Origin of the sequence: Streptomyces sp. NPDC048106, assembly GCF_040706415.1 — a bacterium.
GTDB lineage: Bacteria > Actinomycetota > Actinomycetes > Streptomycetales > Streptomycetaceae > Streptomyces.
Genome location: NZ_JBEZND010000013.1, coordinates 1 through 18,679 on the forward strand (window position 1 = coordinate 1; position 18,679 = coordinate 18,679).

Sequence of the window (18,679 nt, forward strand, 5' to 3'; positions counted from 1 at the left end):
CCTTCGTTCTTGCGTTTCCGACTCTATCAGATCTTTCCGATCCGATTTCCTCGGTGCTTTCCAGGTTTCCGCTTCCGCGTTTCCCTTTCCGGCGGTTCCGACTTTATCAGACCCTCGATCGCTTTCGATCGGGGCCTTGACTCCCAGTCAGGCGGGTTGTCCTTGCGACCCTTGGGCCGTTCGGACCTGTGAGACCTTAGCGGATTCCGTGCTCCGGACGCTAATCGAGCGACTCACGCTCGAACCTCCGGACGCGGATTCCTTATCCGCATCCCGCAAAAGCACACGCCAGCAGAACGGCATGTCAAAAACACCGTCAGCTTCTGTGGGTCTTACGGAAGGGCTGTCCGGGGCCGACTGGCGCCGGTGCTCACATCGGACAACTCGGAGGATATTACGGATCGGGGAAGCCCGTGTCAACTTCGCCCACGGCAGCGGCGGTACCGACGCAGGGACCGGCCCCGAGGAGCCGGTCCCTGATCACCGCACACTGCTGGTCAGACGTTGAAGCGGAATGCCTGCGGGCTGGTCCTGCGTCTGAGTGTCCCGCGGACTGGCTGCGGACTGGCCGGGCGGGTGGAGGCCGAGAAATCCATGGCGCACCGGCGGGACCGGCAAGGAGACTGCCCAGGTGAGCGACCGCTACCCCTGCCCCTGCTGCGGGCACCGCGTGCTCGACGCCATGCCCGGCTACTACGAGATCTGCCCCGTCTGCTTCTGGGAGGACGACCGGGTCCAGTTCCGCTGGCCAACCATGGCCGGCGGCGCAAACAAGGTCTCCCTGATCGAGGCCCAGCGCAACTACCAGGACTTCGGCGCCTGCGACGAGCACGGCCGCCGGTACGTCCGCCCGCCGGCCGAGGACGAACCGCTCGACCCCGCCTGGCGCCCCATCGATCTGTCACGCGACTCTTTCGAGGATTGGGCAGCCGAGGACCGCGCCCCCTGGCCCGACGACCGCTCGGTGCTCTGCTGGTGGCTGCCCACCTTCTGGCGTCGGGACCACTCCGCGTCATGAGCTCCCACATCGAGACACTCGTACAGCAGCTCGACGGCAGGGCCGAGGAGTCCTACGACGCCCGCGCGGAGCTGATCTGGATCGGCGCCGACGCCATACCCGCCGTCGTCAACGGCCTGCCCTCCCTCGGCGGCTTCGGTCAGCTGACCGCCATCGAGGTCTTCGAGGAGGTGGGCGATCCCCGTTGCGGCCCCGCTCTCATCGGCCTACTGGACAGCGACAACCCGACCGTCCGCGAATGGGCGGCGATGGCCCTGGCGAGCCTGAAGATCGACGGCGCGGTCGAGCCCGTGCGCCACGCCTATCGCGCCTGCCTGGAACGGGCGACGCCACCAGACTGGAGCGAGCCGGAAGGCATCCGCTGGGCCCTGACCGAACTCGGCGCCCGAACCCCTGTCATCCCACCGCTCACCGCGCGCCTACGAGCCACCGCTGCGGACAACGCCCCGGGCTGGCCCTCGACCCACTTCACCGAGATCATCAACGACCTGGCCGACCACGCCCAGGTGATCCTCTACTCCCAGTTCTGGCGGGTGGACGCCGGCCGCACGTACGGCATCTCCGACGCCGGCCTGGACTGGGAAATCGACTGGACCGCGCCCTGGGAGCACCTGATCGAAGAGTCCCGCACCTGGTCCCTGCTGGAAGCCTCCGAAGCCCCCGCCGGCGACAACATCTTCGTCGCCCCCACCTGGATCGACCGTACCGACCTGCACCCGGAGAGGTGACCGATGCCGTCCCAGCACCCCGAGGAAATCGGCTACGGCTACGTCATCGAGCGCTACGCGGCAAGGAAGGACTCAGGCCACGCGCGTTACCTCGTCCTGGAAAGTGGCCGATTCCTGCGACCCGAGTGGCCTCACGCCGAACTTTTCGCCCATCGCCTCATCGACGACGCGGCCACGGTCACCGACGCCGAGCTGGAAGCCCTTCTCGGCTACGAGTGGCGCTCACGCCTCACCGCCGCCTGGCTGATCGGCGTCGACCGCCGCGAACGGTTCCGCGAACGCATCGGCGACCTGCTCCTGGCCAGCGAGTTCTGCTTCTCCGGCAGCGCCTACTGCTTCGCCCTGGCCCGCTTCGGCACCCACGCGGACGCCGAGATCCTCACCGCCTACCTCGACCATTACCTCCCCCGCACCGACCTCCGCTACGACCAGCCCGCAGCCCTCGGCGCCCTCCTCCGCCTCGACGCCCACCTCGGCACACACCACACCGACCGCTTCACCCAGCCCGACGGCCTCTGGGACCAGTGGGTCAACGCCCTGACCCACCTCCGCGACCACCCCGCCTACAGCCCCGTCGAGCGTCGCCGCTGGACTGACCTCCAATGCGACTTCGCCGACGGCTGGACCCGGCCATAGCCGCAGCCGCCTGACTGCGGCTACGTGAAGTCCGCGTATGCCATGTGCCGGCCGCAAGTGCGGCACATGAAGAGGCAGCCGCTGAGCTGCAGTACGACATCCGACTCACTGCCGCGCAGTACGCGGCAATCCGACGCGAAGGCAGCCGCGTATACCGCTTCAACTGCCTTCCACCGTACGTCCACACCGGGCTCGGGCATTCGTGTGCCCGAGCCCGGCCGATCAGAGACGGAGACACGGTGACCACCATCGACACCACGGCCATCACGGTCGAGCTGCCCGAGGCGTTCGACCCGCGCTGGAGCCGCCTGCCCGGCATTCAGGTCGGCGGCCGGCGCATCACGATCGACCCGGTCGAGTACTTCTTCCGCTTCGAGTCGAACACGTGGCTCGTCGCCGACTGGGAGCTGGTCAAGTCCCAGCTCCTGGGAGTGGATGAGAACGACGACATGGGCGGGATGCTCGACGAGGTCTACCACGGCGGCTGGTTCAACGAGCACCGCCGCATCGAGTCCATCAAGGCCCACGCCGCACTCGGCGGCCGGCTCGTGCACGGCTGCCACGGCCCGACTCCGAGGAGCGGACCCGGGCCGCCGTCGACAAGGCATACGCGGACCAGTCCGCCGATGCCAAGCAACAGGTCGACGAAGCGGCGTAGCCGCTACCCCAGCGCGCTGCCCAAAGTCAGCTCGCTGCGGACTCTGCGCGTACCGCAAAGGCCGCCCAACCCACTCCATCGCAGGTCAGGCGGCCTTCGCCGAACGGATCAGACGTTGAAGCGGAACTCCACCACATCCCCGTCCTGCATCACATAGTCCTTGCCCTCCATCCGCGCCTTGCCCTTGGCGCGGGCCTCGGCGACGGAGCCGGAGGCGACGAGGTCGGCGAAGGAGATGACCTCGGCCTTGATGAAGCCCTTCTGGAAGTCGGTGTGGATGACACCGGCGGCCTCGGGGGCGGTGGCGCCCTTCTTGATGGTCCAGGCGCGGGATTCCTTGGGGCCGGCCGTGAGGTAGGTCTGGAGGCCGAGGGTGTTGAAGCCGACGCGGGCGAGGGTGGCGAGGCCGGGCTCGTTCTGCCCGACGGACTGGAGGAGTTCGAGGGCCTCGTCCTCGTCCAGCTCGGCGAGGTCGGCCTCCAGCTTGGCGTTCAGGAAGATCGCCTCGGCGGGGGCGACCAGCGAGCGCTGCTCGTCCTTGAATTCCTCGTCCGTCAGCTCGTCCTCGTCCACGTTGAAGACGTAGAGGAACGGCTTGCTGGTCAGCAGGTGCAGGTCGTGCAGCAGCTCGGCCCGCTCGGTGCCCTGGACGATGCCGTGCGCGAAGAGCGTGTCGCCCTTCTCCAGGATCTCCTTGGCCTCCTCGACCGCCTTGACCTTCGGCGCGACGTCCTTCTTGATCCGGGACTCCTTCTGGAGCCGCGGCAGGACCTTCTCGATGGTCTGCAGGTCGGCGAGGATCAGCTCGGTGTTGATCGTCTCGATGTCGTCCTTGGGCGAGACCTTGCCGTCGACATGGACGACGTTCTCGTCCTTGAAGGCGCGGATGACCTGGCAGATCGCGTCCGACTCGCGGATGTTCGCGAGGAACTTGTTGCCCAGGCCCTCGCCCTCCGAGGCGCCGCGCACGATGCCGGCGATGTCCACGAAGTCGACCGTGGCCGGAAGGATGCGCTCCGACTTGAAGATCGACGCCAGCTGGGCGAGCCGGGCGTCCGGGACGCCGACCACGCCGACGTTGGGCTCGATCGTGGCGAACGGGTAGTTGGCCGCCAGCACGTCGTTCTTGGTCAGGGCGTTGAACAGGGTCGACTTGCCGACGTTGGGCAGGCCGACGATTCCGATCGTGAGCGACACGTTGCGACTTCCCGTGGATGAGAGGGGCCAGGAGCGGGGGCTGCCAGGCCCGGGGAGGACACTGGCCGATCCACCAGTCTACGGCGTTCCGCGCGCCCGCCCCCCGGGAGCGCCGCCCGCCCGGCCAAGGTCCGCCCGTCGGCGTGTCTGGGAACCGACTGGGCACATAAGCAGACCTAAGTTGGTCCAATGGAGCAGCACAGAACGCGACCCCCGAACGACGGACGGCGACGCGGCAGGCCGCCCCACGCCCACCTGCCGCCGCAGGCCCGGCGTCGCCCGCCCGGCGCGGAGGCGGGGCGGGGCGAAGGACGGCCGCGGCCGGGCCGGCCGGCGCCGCCGGGCCCGAGGCTGCCGGGCCCCCGGCTCACCGGGCTCGGCGGCGGACTGTTCTGCGTCGCCTCGATGTTCCTCCTGGGCTGCCTGGACCAGTTGCTCCTGGACGGCTCGCTGCCGGTGTACGGCGTGCTGTTCCTGCCCGTGTGCGTGCTGACCGCGCTGTGGGTGCGCCCCGGGGACGTGCTGACCGCGCCCGTCGCGGTGCCCATCGCCTTCGCGGCCGGGCTGCTCGTGGTCGCCGACGGGCACGACGGACTGCTCGGCCGTCTGATGGGTCTGCTGACCGGGCTGGCCACCCAGGCCGGCTGGCTGTACGCGGGGACGCTGGCGGCCGGGGTGATCGTGCTCGTACGACGGGTGCGGTGGGTACGGCGCAGGCGGCGGAACTGAGCGCCGGGGCACCCGCGCGCGGGCACGTTCACCCCGGCCGCCGGCGTCCCGTCCGCTACGACTGCTGGGCCGCTCTCATCGCCGCCCCCACGATCCCCGCGTTGTTCTGGAGCTGCGCGGGGACGATCTCGGCCTTGATGTCCTCCAGCAGGGGCAGGAACTTGTCGGCCTTGCGGCTGACGCCGCCGCCGATGATGAACAGCTCCGGCGAGAACAGCATCTCCACGTGCGCCAGGTACTTGCGGACGCGGCGCGCCCACTGCTCCCAGCTCAGCCCGTGGTCCTCCTTGGCCTTGCTGGAGGCCTTGTGCTCGGCGTCGTGACCGCCCAGCTCCAGGTGGCCCAGCTCGGTGTTGGGGACCAGGACGCCGTCCACGAAGACGGCGCTGCCGATGCCGGTGCCGAAGGTGAGCAGGATGACGGTGCCCCGGCGGCCGCGGCCCGCGCCGAACTGCATCTCGGCGACGCCCGCCGCGTCCGCGTCGTTGACCACCGTCACCGGGAGGCCGCCGAGTCTGCCGCCGAACAGGGCGCGGGCGTCGGTGTCGATCCAGCTCTTGTCGACATTGGCCGCCGTACGCACCATGGCGCCGCCGGTGATCACTCCGGGGAAGGTCAGGCCCACGGGGCCGGTCCAGCCGAAGTGGTCGATCACCTGCTTCACCCCGTCGGCCACGCCGTCGGGCGTCGCCGGATGCGGGGTGAGCACCTTGCAGCGCTCCTGGGCGAGATCGCCCCTGTCCAGGTCCACAGGGGCGCCCTTGATCCCGGATCCGCCGATGTCCACGCCGAAGATCTGCATGGCTCCACGTTACGACGGGCCACTGACAGTCAGGCGCGGCGGTCGGCGATCACGCCTGGGAAGCGCCCGATCCGCCGCGCTCGGCCACCAGGGTCGCCGCCTCTTCGCGCAGGTCGCGGCGGAGTTCCTTGGGCAGGGAGAAGGTGATGGACTCCTCGGCGGTCTTGACGATCTCCACGTCCGTGTAACCGCGCTCCCCGAGCCAGGCCAGGACCTGCTCGACCAGCACGTCCGGGACGGAGGCGCCGGAGGTGACGCCGACGGTGGTCACGCCGTCCAGCCAGGCCTCGTCGATCTCGTCGGCGAAGTCCACCAGGTGCGCGTCGCGGGCACCGGCGAGCTTGGCGACCTCGACCAGGCGCTTGGAGTTGGAGGAGTTGCGCGAGCCGACGACGATCACCAGGTCGGATTCGGCGCCCATCTGCTTCACGGCGACCTGGCGGTTCTGCGTGGCGTAGCAGATGTCGTCGCTGGGCGGCGAGACCAGGCCGGGGAACTTGGTCTTCAGGGCGTCGACGGTCTCCATGGTCTCGTCCACGGAGAGGGTGGTCTGCGACAGCCATACGACCCGCTCGGGGTCGCGGACCTCGATCTTGGCGACGTCCTCGGGGCCGTCGACCAGCTGGATGTGGTCGGGGGCCTCGCCGGAGGTGCCGATGACCTCCTCGTGGCCCTCGTGGCCGATCAGGAGGATGTCGTAGTCCTCGTTGGCGTACCGGACGGCTTCCTTGTGGACCTTGGTGACCAGGGGGCAGGTGGCGTCGATGGTGGCGAGGCGGCCCCGCGCGGCCTCCTCGTGGACGGCGGGGGCGACGCCGTGGGCCGAGAACATGACGATGTTGCCCGGTGGCACCTCCTCCGTGCGCTCGACGAAGACGGCGCCCTTCTTCTCCAGGCTCTGCACGACGTACTTGTTGTGGACGATCTCGTGCCGGACGTAGATCGGGGCGCCGTACTGTTCCAGGGCCTTCTCGACGGCGATCACGGCGCGGTCCACACCGGCGCAGTAGCCTCGGGGGGCGGCGAGCAGGACACGGCGGCGAGGCGAAGCGGTCATGGGTCCATCGTAGGGGGCGCACGACGGCGCCGGGATCAGCCGCCCGAAGCCGGTCCGACGTCTGTGTCGGTGGCGGCCACTACGCTCGGCGCATGGCTTTGAAGACGACCCCTGAGGCGCCCCTGCCGGTCGGTGAGGTCTCCCGGCTGATCGGGGGATGGATCGACCGGCTGGGCGCGGTGTGGGTCGAGGGGCAGATCACGCAGCTGTCGCGGCGGCCGGGCGCCGGCGTCGTGTTCCTGACGCTGCGCGACCCGTCGTACGACATCTCGGTCAGTGTGACCTGCTACCGGCAGGTGTTCGACGCCGTGGCGGACGTCGTCGGCGAGGGTGCCCGCGTCCTCGTGCTGGCCAAGCCCGAGTGGTACGCGCCGAGGGGCCAGCTGTCCCTGCGCGCCGCGGAGATAAGGCCGGTCGGTGTCGGTGATCTGCTGGTCCGGCTGGAGCGGCTGAAGAAGTCGCTCGCGGCCGAGGGGCTGTTCGCGCCGGAGCGCAAGAAGCCGCTGCCGTTCCTGCCGCAGCTGATCGGCCTGGTCTGCGGCCGCGCCTCCGCCGCGGAGCGGGACGTGCTGGAGAACGCCCGGCACCGCTGGCCCGCCGTCCGCTTCGAGGTGCGCAACGTCCCGGTGCAGGGGGTGCACGCCGTCCCGCAGGTCGTGGGGGCGGTGCGGGAGCTGGACGGGATCGAGGGCGTGGACGTCATCATCGTCGCCCGCGGCGGCGGCAGCGTCGAGGATCTGCTGCCGTTCTCGGACGAGCAGCTCGTGCGGGCGGTGGCTGCGTGCCATACCCCGGTCGTGTCCGCGATCGGGCACGAGCCGGACAGCCCGCTCCTCGACCTCGTCGCCGATCTGCGCGCCTCCACGCCGACCGACGCGGCCAAGAAGGTCGTGCCGGACGTGGGCGAGGAGCTGGAGCGGGTGGGGATGCTGCGGGACCGCGCCCGGCGCTGTGCGCGCGCGCTGCTGGAGCGGGAGGAGCGGGGTCTGGCCCACGCGCTGGCGCGGCCCGCGATGGAGGATCCGCACCGGATGCTCGACGAGCGGGCGGACCACGTGGCCTCCCTGACCGGGCGGAGCCGGCGCACCCTCGGGCATCTGCTGGACCGCGCGGACTCGGAGCTGGCGCACACGCACGCGCGTGTGGTCGCCCTCTCCCCGGCGGCCACGCTGCGACGCGGCTACGCGGTGCTGCAGCGCTCCGACGGGCACGTGGTGCGCGATCCGGGCGAGGTGACGGAGGGCGAGGCGCTGCGAGCGCGCGTCGCCGACGGCGAATTCACGGTGAAGGTGGGCGAATGACGAGCAAGGCGGAAGAGACGCTCTCGTACGAGCAGGCGCGGGACGAACTGATCGAGGTCGTGCGGCGGCTGGAGGCGGGCGGCACGTCTCTCGAGGACTCCCTGGCGCTGTGGGAGCGCGGGGAGGAGCTGGCCAAGGTGTGCCGGCGCTGGCTGGAGGGCGCGCGCGCCCGCCTGGACGCGGCGCTCGCCGAGGACGAGGCGGACGGCGGGGAGGCCGGGGGGACCGAGTAGCACCGGCGGCCGGCGCCGTGGGCTGGATCACTGCACCCCGAGCTTAGTTGAAGGTTAAACCTCGACTGGCGTAGGGTCACGCCGTCAGCGCGGCCCGCCAGCGGGCCGTACGCCTCCCCCAGGAAGTTCACGATGTCTCTCGTTCTTGACCCCGCCGCCCAGGACCTGCTGTTCCGCGAGGCCCGCACCGCGAACACCTTCACCGACGAGCCGGTGACCGAGGAGCAGGTCCGGGCGATCTACGACCTGGTCAAGTACGGCCCCACCGCCTTCAACCAGACCCCGCTGCGCGTCACCCTGGTCCGCTCCCCCGAGGCCCGCGAGCGCCTGGTGAAGCTCATGGCCGAAGGCAACCAGCCCAAGACCGCCACCGCCCCGCTGGTCGCGATCCTCTCCGCGGACAACGAGTTCCACGAGGAGCTGCCGACCCTGTTCCCGGCGTTCCCGGCGGCCAAGGACGCCTTCTTCGCCGAGCGCCCGGCCCGCGAGAGCTCGGCCACGCTGAACGCCGCGCTCCAGGCCGCGTACTTCATCGTCGGCGTGCGCGCCGCGGGCCTGGCGGCCGGCCCGATGACCGGGTTCGACTTCGAGGGTGTCCGCAAGGAGTTCCTGGACGACGACCACACCCCGCTGATGGTCGTCAACATCGGCAAGCCGGGCCCGGACGCGTCGTACCCGCGTTCCCCGCGTCTCGCGTACGAGGACGTCATCACGACCGTCTGAGCCGCCCCGCGCGACAGCACCCGAGCCGCCCCGAGCGGCGAGAAGAGGCCCTCGGCGATGCCGGGGGCCTCTTTCGGTGCTTCTTGGCGCGGGGGACGGGATTACGGCGCGGAGGTCTTCTCCATCCGCAGCGCCGACGCCATCTTCGTCAGCTCGGTGAAGGACGCCGTACCGGCGACCACCGTGGTCGAGCCGGGCGTGTCCTCCAGGACGAGGGCGTCGTAGCGGCCGCCGGTGTAGCGGGTCCAGGTGCGGCCGTCGATCCGCTCGGTGTGCCTGGTCGCCTTGGCGCCCTGGCCGGCCTGGTCGATGAAGGCGGCGCGCTTCTGCGCCGACTGCTCGATCTGGACATACTGGGCGTCAGGGGTCTGGAAGCCCAGGTGCCAGTAGTCGCCGTTCGCGCCGTCGTAGCTCACGGAGGTGGCCTTCCAGGCGTCGGACAGGCCCTCGGGCGCCGCCACCGGATAGCCCGCCGCCCTGCGGGCCGTGAGCAGTTCGACCCGGTAGTCGACCCGCTTGAGCTCGGGAGCGTGATTGTCGTGCGGAATGGCGAAGAGGTAGACGACCGCCGCCGCGATGCCGATAAGGACCAGGGAGAGAACCATGTCCCTGGCCGTCTTCTGCTTGCCGTTCGAACCTGCCACGTCCCTATCGTCGCAGGTGCCTCAGGCGCTCATCCGTGGGGGCCCCTGCTCATATTGTCTGCCTAGCGATAGAGTCATGGCCAAGACCCTCAACCGGCCGTCGCCGTATCAGAAAGGTGCGCTCGATGACCGAAAATCATCATCTGCCCTCCGAACTGGATGTTCCCGCCGAGGCTCCCGACCGCAACCTCGCCCTGGAACTCGTCCGGGTGACCGAAGCCGCGGCGATGGCCGCCGGCCGCTGGGTGGGGCGCGGCGACAAGAACGGCGCCGACGGTGCCGCGGTGCGTGCCATGCGGTCCCTCGTCTCCACCGTGTCGATGAACGGCGTCGTCGTCATCGGCGAGGGCGAGAAGGACGAGGCGCCGATGCTCTTCAACGGGGAGCACATCGGTGACGGCACCGGCCCCGAGGTCGACATCGCGGTGGACCCGATCGACGGCACCACGCTGACCGCCAAGGGCATGCCGAACGCGATCGCCGTCCTGGCGGCCGCCGAGCGCGGCGCCATGTTCGACCCGTCCGCCGTGTTCTACATGGACAAGCTGGTCACCGGCCCCGAGGCCGCGGACTTCGTGGACATCGACGCGCCCGTCGCCGTGAACATCAGGCGGATCGCCAAGGCGAAGAAGGCCACGCCGGAGGACGTCACCGTCGTCATCCTGGACCGGCCCCGGCACCAGGACCTGATCAAGGAGGTCCGGGAGGCCGGCGCACGCATCAAGCTGATCTCCGACGGCGATGTCGCCGGATCCGTCTACGCGCTGCGCGAGGGCACGGGCGTCGACCTGCTGCTCGGGATCGGCGGCACGCCGGAGGGCATCATCTCGGCCTGCGCCGTGAAGTGCCTGGGCGGCACGATCCAGGGCAAGCTGTGGCCCAAGGACGACGAGGAGCGGCAGCGGGCGATCGACGCCGGGCACGACCTCGACCGGGTGCTCACGACGGACGACCTGGTGTCCGGGGAGAACGTGTTCTTCGTGGCCACGGGCATCACCGACGGCGAGCTGCTGCGGGGTGTGCGGTACCGGTCGGAGACCGCGCTGACCGAGTCGATCGTGATGCGGTCGAAGTCGGGCACGGTGCGCAGGATCGACTCCGAGCACCGCCTCAGCAAGCTGCGGGCCTACAGCGCGATCGACTTCGAGCGGGCCAAGTAGTCACACCCGCGGCTCGGCCGGGCGCCCTCTGTGCGGAGAGGGCGCCCTTCGCTTTTCCCCGGCCGGCCCTGCGGTCACCCGGCTATGCGGTCCGGGGTCGCCACGCGGGCCGTCTTCTTCAGGTCCAGGTCGCGGCGGCGGCGCCTGGCCAGCACCACCCGGCGTTCGGCCGCCGTCAGGCCGCCCCAGACGCCGTAGGGCTCGGGCTGGAGGAGGGCGTGTTCGCGGCACTCGACCATGACCGGACAGCGGGCGCAGACGCGCTTGGCCGCCTCCTCGCGCGACAGCCGGGCGGCCGTCGGCTCCTTGGACGGGGCGAAGAACAGGCGCGCCTCGTCGCGGCGGCACACGGCCTCGGTGTGCCAGGGCGCCTCCTGGTCCCTCTCCCGCGCGGGCACCCGCTGGGCCGGTACGGCAGCTACCTGCAGGGATGAATGCGGCGGTTGCGGCACGGGTCTACTCCTGACGACGGCTTCGCGAGCGAGAGACGATGCAGCAAGGCCTACCCGCTGTACGCGCGCCTATGCACTGCGTTCCCGGCGGCGGGTGTGCGCCGGGGAGTTCGCGGCCGTCAACGGTCCAGGCGTTTGCGCAACTTCCGCTCGACCTTGTCCTGGACCCGCTCCAGGATGTCCGAGACGAGCCTGCCGCGCTTGGGCCGCGCCTCCACGTTGCCCAGCACGGCCCAGCCGTCGACGTAGACGACCGGCGCGTCCGTCTCGGCCGAGTCCAGCGTGGCCACCTCGAAGTTGCCGAGGACGCCGCCGCCGGTGCCGCGCAGCGACACGTTCTCCGGGACGCGGATCTGGATGTCGCCGAAGACCGACACGGCCTTGATCACGACCTGCTGGTACTCGAAGATCGCCTCGCTGAGGTCGATCTCGACGCTGCCGAAGACCGAGTACGCGTGCAGCCGGCGCCCGGCGCGCCAGCGGCCCCGGCGCACCGCGGTGCTCAGGACCGCCACCACGTTGGCGTCGGACTCGGCGGGTATCTCGTCCGTGGGGCGCGGCGGGGCGGGGGTGTAGGCGGCGCCGGAGGGGCGCTGGTGGGCGCCGGGCAGGTCCTGGAGGAAGACGTCCAGTTCGCCGACCGTCTTCGCGTTCAGCACGCCCTCCACGCGCTCGGCGTGCTCGTCGGCGGTGAGCCGGCCCTCGGCGAGGGCCTCGCGGAGGATGTCGGCGACCCGGTCGCGGTCGGCGTCCGAGGCGCGCAGTGCGGAGACGCTCGGGGTGGCGTCCTGGGTTCGGGCGGGCTTCTGAAGGTCCACGGCAGCAGCGTACCGAAACGCGATAGATCGCGACTAGGGGTCGGGACGACCCGACTGAGCCTTACCTCACAGGTTCGCGCTTCCCGGCAGGTTCTACGCTGGTGGGGCCCGCCAGCGTCGGCGGGCGCCGTCCGTCACAGTGAGGAATGGGCTGAGATGCCTGAGTTCGCGTATACCGACCTGCTCCCCCAGGGAGAGGACACCACCCCCTACCGCCTGGTGACGTCCGAGGGCGTCTCCACGGTCGAGGGGCCCGACGGGCGGACGTTCCTCAAGGTGGAGCCGGAGGCGCTGCGCAAGCTGGCCGAGGAGGCCATCCACGACATCCAGCACTACCTGCGCCCGGCCCACCTCGCCCAGCTCCGCCGCATCATCGACGACCCCGAGGCGTCCGCGAACGACAAGTTCGTCGCGCTGGACCTGCTGAAGAACGCGAACATCGCGGCGGCGGGCGTGCTGCCGATGTGCCAGGACACCGGCACCGCGATCGTGATGGGCAAGCGCGGGCAGAACGTCCTCACCGAGGGCGAGGACGACAAGCACCTCTCGCACGGCATCTACGACGCCTACACCCGGCTGAACCTGCGCTACTCGCAGATGGCTCCGCTCACCATGTGGGAGGAGAAGAACACCGGCTCCAACCTGCCCGCGCAGATCGAGCTGTACGCGACGGACGGCGGCGCCTACAAGTTCCTGTTCATGGCGAAGGGCGGCGGCTCGGCCAACAAGTCCTTCCTCTACCAGGAGACCAAGGCCGTTCTGAACGAGTCCTCCATGATGAAGTTCCTGGAGGAGAAGATCCGTTCGCTCGGTACGGCCGCGTGCCCGCCGTACCACCTGGCGATCGTCGTCGGCGGCACCAGCGCCGAGTTCGCGCTGAAGACCGCGAAGTACGCCTCCGCGCACTACCTGGACAACATGCCGGCCGAGGGTTCGCCGCTCGGCCACGGTTTCCGGGACAAGGAGCTGGAGGAGAAGGTCTTCGAGCTGACCCAGAAGATCGGCATCGGCGCGCAGTTCGGCGGCAAGTACTTCTGCCACGACGTGCGCGTGGTCCGCCTGCCCCGGCACGGCGCCTCCTGCCCGGTCGCCATCGCCGTGTCCTGCTCCGCCGACCGCCAGGCCGTCGCCAAGATCACCGCCGAGGGCGTCTTCCTGGAGCAGCTGGAGACGGACCCGGCCCGGTTCCTGCCGGAGACGACGGACGAGCACCTCGACGCCGAGGGCGACGTCGTCAAGGTCGACCTAAACCAGCCGATGGACACGATCCTCGCCGAGCTGACCAAGTACCCGGTCAAGACGCGGCTTTCGCTGACCGGTCCGCTGGTCGTGGCCCGCGACATCGCGCACGCCAAGATCAAGGAGCGCCTCGACGCGGGCGAGGAGATGCCGCAGTACCTGAAGGACCACCCGGTGTACTACGCCGGTCCTGCCAAGACGCCCGAGGGGTACGCGTCCGGTTCCTTCGGCCCGACCACGGCCGGCCGGATGGACTCCTACGTGGAGCAGTTCCAGGCGGCCGGCGGCTCCAAGGTGATGCTCGCCAAGGGCAACCGCAGCAAGCAGGTCACCGACGCGTGCGACGCCCACGGCGGCTTCTACCTCGGCTCCATCGGCGGTCCCGCGGCCCGGCTCGCCCAGGACTGCATCAAGAAGGTCGAGGTCCTGGAGTACGAGGAGCTGGGCATGGAGGCCGTCTGGAAGATCGAGGTCGAGGACTTCCCGGCGTTCATCGTCGTGGACGACAAGGGCAACGACTTCTTCCAGAACCCGGCCCCGCAGCCGACGTTCACGTCCATCCCGGTGCGCGGTCCCGGCCTGGCGTAGTGCTCCGGGGCGGTGTCCCCCGAGCGGTCCGCGGACCGGCCTGACCCGTAAGGGTGCCGGGCCGCGGCCAACGGCCCAATCCCCGGAACAACCCGGCCGCCCCGCTCGCTTTACCCGGTATGAGCGAATACCGCATCGAGCACGACTCCATGGGTGAGGTCCGGGTACCGGCGGGTGCCAAGTGGCGGGCGCAGACGCAGCGGGCCGTGGAGAACTTCCCGGTGTCGGGGCAGCGGATCGAGCGCGCGCACATCGAGGCGCTGGCACGGATCAAGGCGGCCGCGGCGAAGGTGAACGCGGAACTCGGGGTGCTGGACGAGGACGTCGCGCGGGCGATCCAGGAGGCGGCCGGGGAGGTCGCCCGGGGGGACTGGGACGAGCACTTCCCGGTCGACGTCTTCCAGACCGGTTCGGGCACCTCGTCCAACATGAACACCAACGAGGTCGTCGCGACCCTGGCGAGCGAGCGGCTCGGACGCCCGGTGCATCCGAACGACCACGTCAACGCCTCCCAGTCGTCCAACGACGTCTTCCCCTCCTCCATCCACATCGCCGCCACCGCCGCCGTCACCCACGACCTGATCCCGGCGCTCGACCACCTCGCCGCCGCGCTGGAGCGCAAGAGCGCGGAGTTCGCCGACGTGGTGAAGTCGGGCCGCACCCACCTGATGGACGCCACGCCCGTGACGCTGGGCCAGGAGTTCGGCGGGTACGCGGCCCAGGTGCGGTACGGCGCCGAGCGGCTGCGCGCCTCGCTGCCCCGGCTGGCCGAACTGCCGCTGGGCGGCACCGCGGTGGGCACCGGCATCAACACCCCGCCCGGGTTCTCGGCCGCCGTCATCGAGGAGGTCGCCCGCGTCACCGGGCTGCCGCTGACCGAGGCCCGCGACCACTTCGAGGCGCAGGGCGCCCGGGACGGCATCGTGGAGACCAGCGGGCAGCTGCGGACCATCGCCGTCGGGCTGACGAAGATCGCCAACGATCTGCGCTGGATGGCGTCGGGTCCGCGCACCGGGCTGGCCGAGATCCGGCTCCCCGACCTCCAGCCGGGCTCCTCGATCATGCCGGGCAAGGTCAACCCGGTGGTGCCGGAGGCGGTGCTGATGGTCGCCGCCCAGGTCGTCGGCAACGACACCACCATCGCCACCGCGGGCGCCGCCGGCAACTTCGAGCTGAACGTGATGCTGCCGGTCATCGCCAAGAACGTCCTGGAGTCGATCCGGCTGCTCGCCAACGTCACCCGGCTGCTGGCCGACCGCACCGTCGACGGCATCACCGCCGACCGCGAACGCGCCCGCGAGTACGCCGAGTCGTCGCCGTCCGTCGTCACCCCGCTGAACAAGTACATCGGCTACGAGGAGGCCGCGAAGGTCGCCAAGAAGGCGCTCGCGCAGCGCAAGACGATCCGTCAGGTGGTGCTGGAGGACGGGTACGTGGAGCGCGGCGAGCTGACCACGCGACAGTTGGACGAGGCGCTGGACGTGCTGCGGATGACCCGTCCGTGAGCCGGGCCGAAGCTTTCCGGCCATCGCGCACCGCGCCCGGGGAACCGTGACCCGCGCCGCAGCGCCCGTCCCGCCCGGCACCTAATATCTGCCCATGACGGACGACGGAGCGATGCGGCAAGCGGCGGTGGGACCTGCGGCGTACTGGGCGCCCGGGAAACAGATCCTGTGGCGTTACCGGGAGAACGGCGGGACGCGGTTCCACATCGTGCGGCCCGTCACCGTCGTGCGCGACGACGCCGAACTGCTCGCCGTGTGGCTGGCCCCCGGCACCGAGTGCGTGAAGCCGGCCCTGGCCGACGGCACGCCGGTGCACCGCGAGCCGCTGGAGTCCCGCTACACCAAGCCGCGCACGGTACGGCGGGACCGCTGGCTCGGCACCGGCGTGCTGAAGCTGGCCCAGCCCGGTGTGCCGTGGTCGGTGTGGCTGTTCTGGGAGCCGGGCTGGCGGTTCAAGAACTGGTACGTGAACCTGGAGGAGCCGCTGGCCCGTTGGGCGGGCGGGGTGGACTCCGAGGACCACTTCCTGGACATCGACGTACGCCCGGACCGCAGCTGGCACTGGCGCGACGAGGACGAGTTCGCGCAGGCCCAGCGGGACGGGCTGATGACCGCCGAGACCGCCGGACGCGTCCGCGCGGCCGGGCGGGCGGCACTCGACGCGATCCAGGCGTGGGGGCCGCCGTTCTCGGAAGGCTGGCCGCGGTGGCGACCGGACGAGTCCTGGGCGGTACCGTCACTCCCCGAGGACTGGGACCGTACGCCCGCGCACGTGTCCCCATGAGACTCTTGATGCGCCCCAGGGCGAGAAACGTAGGATCGTCCTCCGCAAGGGCGCTTCGGAGCGACAACTTCCGGGACACGCGCTGGGCTTGACCGATCGTCACCGAGGGGCGGCAGGACGTGAACGAGGGGTATCAGGGCAGCACCGCCGGCCGCGCAGGCCTCGCCGGTGGCACGGGAACATCCTCCGGGCACGCGGGAAATCCGTTCCCGGAACACGTATTGCGGGTATCGGGACTTCTGCGGGACCAACTGCGCGCCCGGCGCGCAGCCCCGGACGGATGGATGCGACACGCGTGACGGAGCAGCCCACCTCCTTCGAGCGCCCCGAGACGGGCGCGGACCCCGCGGACGGCCGCGGGGCGCTTGTGCGTGCCCCGGAACCGGTCGGCACCCCCGTCTTACCCGTGCAGGCACGGGCCGACGGGACGCCCTCCGGACCCGGGACGGCCACCTCGTGTGGCCAGCCAATGGACGGCAAGGGGAAGGAGCCCCCAGTCAACGGCCCGGAGCACTCCCAGCCCGCCACCGCGGACGCCGGCGCGGCCCACCGCCCGCGCCCCGCGGAGGCCATTCCGCCGCAGCCCGGCGCCGACCAGGAGCGGACGCCGGGCGGCCCCGAGCGCCGCAGCGGACGGGGGCTGCCCCCGGGGCGGCCGATGCCCATGCGGCGCGACGGCGACCGGCTCAGGTTCGTGGGCGCGGCCACCCGGCGGATCGCCCGCGGCCTCGACCTGGACGAGATCGTGATGGGTCTGTGCCGGGCCACGGTGCCGACCTTCTCGGACGCCATCCTCGTCTATCTGCGCGACCCGCTGCCGGTCGGCGACGAACGGCCCACCGGCCCCGTGGTGCTGCGGCTGCGCCGCACCGACCGCGTGCCGGAGGAGCGGGACACCGACGGCGTGCTGCTGCCGGGCCCGTTCGAGCCGGAGCCCGAGCCGGTCGCGCTCGCGGAGCTGTCCTCCCTGACGACCGAACTGTGCGAGGTGCGCCCCGGCGGCGCGCTGAACGAGGTGCTGCGCGGGGTGCGCCCGGTGTTCGCGGACGCGCCCGCCGCCCGGGCCGCGCTGCCCGAGCTGCTGGGCGACGGCGCGGAGGCCCTCGTACCGTCCGGGCAGCACGCGATCCTCGCGCCCCTGCGCGGCCGGCGCCGGGTGATCGGCGCGGCCCTGTTCCTGCGCCGCCCCGAGCGGCTCGCGTTCGAGACGGACGACCTGCTGGTGGCCGCGCAACTGGCCACGCACAGCGCGCTCGGCATCGACAAGGCGGTGCTGTACGGCCGCGAGGCGTACATCGCCGACGAGTTGCAGCGCACCATGCTGCCCGAGACCCTGCCCCGCCCGACCGGGGTGCGGCTCGCCTCGCGGTATCTGCCGGCCGCGGAGACCGCCCGGGTGGGCGGCGACTGGTACGACGCGATCCCGCTGCCCGGCAGCCGGGTGGCGCTGGTGGTCGGCGATGTCATGGGCCACTCCATGACCTCGGCGGCGATCATGGGCCAGCTGCGCACCACCGCGCAGACCCTGGCCGGGCTCGATCTGCCGCCGCAGGAGGTGCTGCACCACCTGGACGAGCAGGCGCAGCGGCTCGGCACCGACCGCATGGCGACCTGTCTGTACGCCGTCTACGACCCGGTCACGCATCGCATCACCATCGCCAACGCCGGCCATCCGCCGCCCGTGCTGCTGCACCTGGGCGGCCGGGCCGAGGTGCTGCGGGTGCCGCCGGGCGCGCCGATCGGCGTCGGCGGGGTGGACTTCGAGGCGGTCGAGCTGGACGCGCCCGCCGGGGCCACGCTGCTGCTGTACACCGACGGCCTGGTGGAGTCCCGGCTGCGGGACGTGTGGACGGGCATAGAGCAGCTGCGCGAGCGGCTCGCCGCCACCGCGCAGTTGACCGGTCCGGACCATCCGCCGCCGCTGGAGGCGCTGTGCGACGAGGTCCTCGACATGCTCGGCCCCGGTGACCGGGACGACGACATCGCGCTGCTCGCGGCCCGCTTCGACGGAATCGCGCCGAGCGATGTGGCGTACTGGACGCTGCAACCGGAGGACTCCGCACCGGGCCAGGCCCGCCGGCTGGCCCGGCGCGCGCTCGCCCGCTGGGACATGGAGGAGCTGACCGACTCGGTGGAGCTGCTCGTCAGCGAGGTCGTGACGAACGCCGTGCGGTACGCGTCCCGGCCGGTGACGCTGCGGCTGCTGCGCACGCACGTGCTGCGCTGCGAGGTCGGCGACGACGTGCCCCAGCTGCCGCGGCTGCGGCAGGCGCGGGCCACGGACGAGGGCGGCCGGGGCCTGTACCTGGTCAACAAGCTGGCCCGGCGCTGGGGCGCGACGCGGCTGAGCACCGGCAAGGTGGTGTGGTTCGAGCTGCACCGCGGCTGAGGAGACGGCGGAGGGGGC

General features: G+C 71.1%; 18 protein-coding genes and 1 pseudogene. 13 read left to right on the top strand and 6 right to left on the bottom strand.

Annotation, left to right across the window (positions count from 1 at the left end; all coding sequences use genetic code 11):
• Positions 1 to 631 precede the first annotated feature (631 nt).
• The 4 genes and pseudogenes from AB0927_RS15720 to AB0927_RS15735 all read left to right on the top strand — a co-directional run.
• On the top strand, positions 632 to 1,018 hold the full coding sequence (locus tag AB0927_RS15720) for a CPCC family cysteine-rich protein (protein ID WP_366668131.1): 387 nt from the start codon (positions 632 to 634) through the stop codon (positions 1,016 to 1,018).
• Positions 1,015 to 1,746: a HEAT repeat domain-containing protein gene (locus AB0927_RS15725; RefSeq protein WP_366668132.1), complete on the top strand. Its 732-nt coding sequence runs from the start codon at positions 1,015 to 1,017 to the stop codon at positions 1,744 to 1,746. Before AB0927_RS15720 ends, AB0927_RS15725 begins: the two co-directional genes overlap by 4 nt.
• Before the next feature lie 3 nt (positions 1,747 to 1,749).
• Complete coding sequence (locus tag AB0927_RS15730; RefSeq protein ID WP_366668133.1) at positions 1,750 to 2,382, top strand: DUF6000 family protein; 633 nt, start codon at positions 1,750 to 1,752, stop codon at positions 2,380 to 2,382.
• Positions 2,383 to 2,621: 239 nt separating this feature from the next.
• A pseudogene (locus AB0927_RS15735) lies at positions 2,622 to 2,942 on the top strand (hypothetical protein); the annotation flags it as partial.
• A gap of 206 nt (positions 2,943 to 3,148) precedes the next feature.
• Here the strand turns inward: AB0927_RS15735 and ychF are convergent.
• Complete coding sequence (gene ychF / locus AB0927_RS15740; protein WP_366668134.1) at positions 3,149 to 4,237, bottom strand: redox-regulated ATPase YchF; 1,089 nt, start codon at positions 4,235 to 4,237, stop codon at positions 3,149 to 3,151.
• A gap of 189 nt (positions 4,238 to 4,426) precedes the next feature.
• Here ychF and AB0927_RS15745 point away from each other — a divergent pair, with 189 nt between their 5' ends.
• Positions 4,427 to 4,966 (top strand): DUF6542 domain-containing protein, encoded by a 540-nt coding sequence (locus tag AB0927_RS15745; protein WP_366668135.1) that lies wholly within the window; start codon positions 4,427 to 4,429, stop codon positions 4,964 to 4,966.
• Positions 4,967 to 5,021: 55 nt separating this feature from the next.
• Here the strand turns inward: AB0927_RS15745 and ppgK are convergent, their stop codons facing one another.
• Both ppgK and AB0927_RS15755 read right to left on the bottom strand, forming a co-directional pair.
• A complete protein-coding gene (gene ppgK, locus AB0927_RS15750) occupies positions 5,022 to 5,768 on the bottom strand; it encodes a polyphosphate--glucose phosphotransferase (protein WP_366668136.1) in 747 nt (248 codons plus the stop codon).
• Between the two features lie 49 nt (positions 5,769 to 5,817).
• The gene (locus AB0927_RS15755; protein WP_366668137.1) at positions 5,818 to 6,825 is read right to left on the bottom strand and encodes a 4-hydroxy-3-methylbut-2-enyl diphosphate reductase; all 1,008 of its coding nucleotides are present in this window, start codon (positions 6,823 to 6,825) and stop codon (positions 5,818 to 5,820) included.
• Between the two features lie 92 nt (positions 6,826 to 6,917).
• Here AB0927_RS15755 and xseA point away from each other — a divergent pair, with 92 nt between their 5' ends.
• The 3 genes from xseA to AB0927_RS15770 all read left to right on the top strand — a co-directional run bounded on the left by xseA (position 6,918) and on the right by AB0927_RS15770 (position 9,082).
• Positions 6,918 to 8,126 (top strand): exodeoxyribonuclease VII large subunit, encoded by a 1,209-nt coding sequence (xseA, locus tag AB0927_RS15760; protein ID WP_366668138.1) that lies wholly within the window; start codon positions 6,918 to 6,920, stop codon positions 8,124 to 8,126.
• Positions 8,123 to 8,359, top strand: a complete 237-nt coding sequence (locus AB0927_RS15765; RefSeq protein ID WP_366668139.1) for an exodeoxyribonuclease VII small subunit — start codon at positions 8,123 to 8,125, stop codon at positions 8,357 to 8,359. The genes xseA and AB0927_RS15765 overlap by 4 nt, the downstream gene beginning before the upstream one ends.
• A gap of 132 nt (positions 8,360 to 8,491) precedes the next feature.
• A complete protein-coding gene (locus tag AB0927_RS15770) occupies positions 8,492 to 9,082 on the top strand; it encodes a malonic semialdehyde reductase (protein ID WP_366668140.1) in 591 nt (196 codons plus the stop codon).
• Positions 9,083 to 9,183: 101 nt separating this feature from the next.
• Here AB0927_RS15770 and AB0927_RS15775 read toward each other — a convergent pair whose 3' ends face one another.
• Complete coding sequence (locus AB0927_RS15775; protein WP_366668141.1) at positions 9,184 to 9,726, bottom strand: DUF4245 domain-containing protein; 543 nt, start codon at positions 9,724 to 9,726, stop codon at positions 9,184 to 9,186.
• Positions 9,727 to 9,851: 125 nt separating this feature from the next.
• On the opposite strand from AB0927_RS15775, the gene glpX reads away from it, so the two are divergent.
• Entirely contained in the window at positions 9,852 to 10,886 is a 1,035-nt protein-coding gene (gene glpX / locus AB0927_RS15780) for a class II fructose-bisphosphatase (RefSeq protein ID WP_366668142.1), read from the top strand.
• A 74-nt stretch (positions 10,887 to 10,960) separates the two neighbouring features.
• On the opposite strand, the gene AB0927_RS15785 is transcribed toward glpX, so the two are convergent.
• Together AB0927_RS15785 and AB0927_RS15790 are read right to left on the bottom strand one after the other, a co-directional pair.
• Complete coding sequence (locus tag AB0927_RS15785; RefSeq protein WP_366668143.1) at positions 10,961 to 11,338, bottom strand: WhiB family transcriptional regulator; 378 nt, start codon at positions 11,336 to 11,338, stop codon at positions 10,961 to 10,963.
• Positions 11,339 to 11,457: 119 nt separating this feature from the next.
• Positions 11,458 to 12,156 carry a DUF1707 domain-containing protein gene (locus AB0927_RS15790; RefSeq protein WP_366668144.1) on the bottom strand — a complete coding sequence of 233 codons (699 nt, stop codon included), beginning with the start codon at positions 12,154 to 12,156 and terminating at the stop codon, positions 11,458 to 11,460.
• Positions 12,157 to 12,312: 156 nt separating this feature from the next.
• On the opposite strand from AB0927_RS15790, the gene AB0927_RS15795 reads away from it, so the two are divergent.
• From AB0927_RS15795 to AB0927_RS15810, 4 genes are all read left to right on the top strand, one after another.
• On the top strand, positions 12,313 to 13,983 hold the full coding sequence (locus AB0927_RS15795) for a fumarate hydratase (RefSeq protein WP_366668145.1): 1,671 nt from the start codon (positions 12,313 to 12,315) through the stop codon (positions 13,981 to 13,983).
• 119 nt (positions 13,984 to 14,102) lie between these two features.
• Positions 14,103 to 15,488 (top strand): class II fumarate hydratase, encoded by a 1,386-nt coding sequence (locus tag AB0927_RS15800; protein ID WP_366668146.1) that lies wholly within the window; start codon positions 14,103 to 14,105, stop codon positions 15,486 to 15,488.
• A gap of 94 nt (positions 15,489 to 15,582) precedes the next feature.
• Complete coding sequence (locus tag AB0927_RS15805) at positions 15,583 to 16,272, top strand: DUF402 domain-containing protein (RefSeq protein WP_366668147.1); 690 nt, start codon at positions 15,583 to 15,585, stop codon at positions 16,270 to 16,272.
• A gap of 295 nt (positions 16,273 to 16,567) precedes the next feature.
• Positions 16,568 to 18,661, top strand: coding sequence for a SpoIIE family protein phosphatase (locus AB0927_RS15810; protein WP_366668148.1), 2,094 nt, complete (start codon positions 16,568 to 16,570; stop codon positions 18,659 to 18,661).
• Positions 18,662 to 18,679 lie beyond the last annotated feature (18 nt).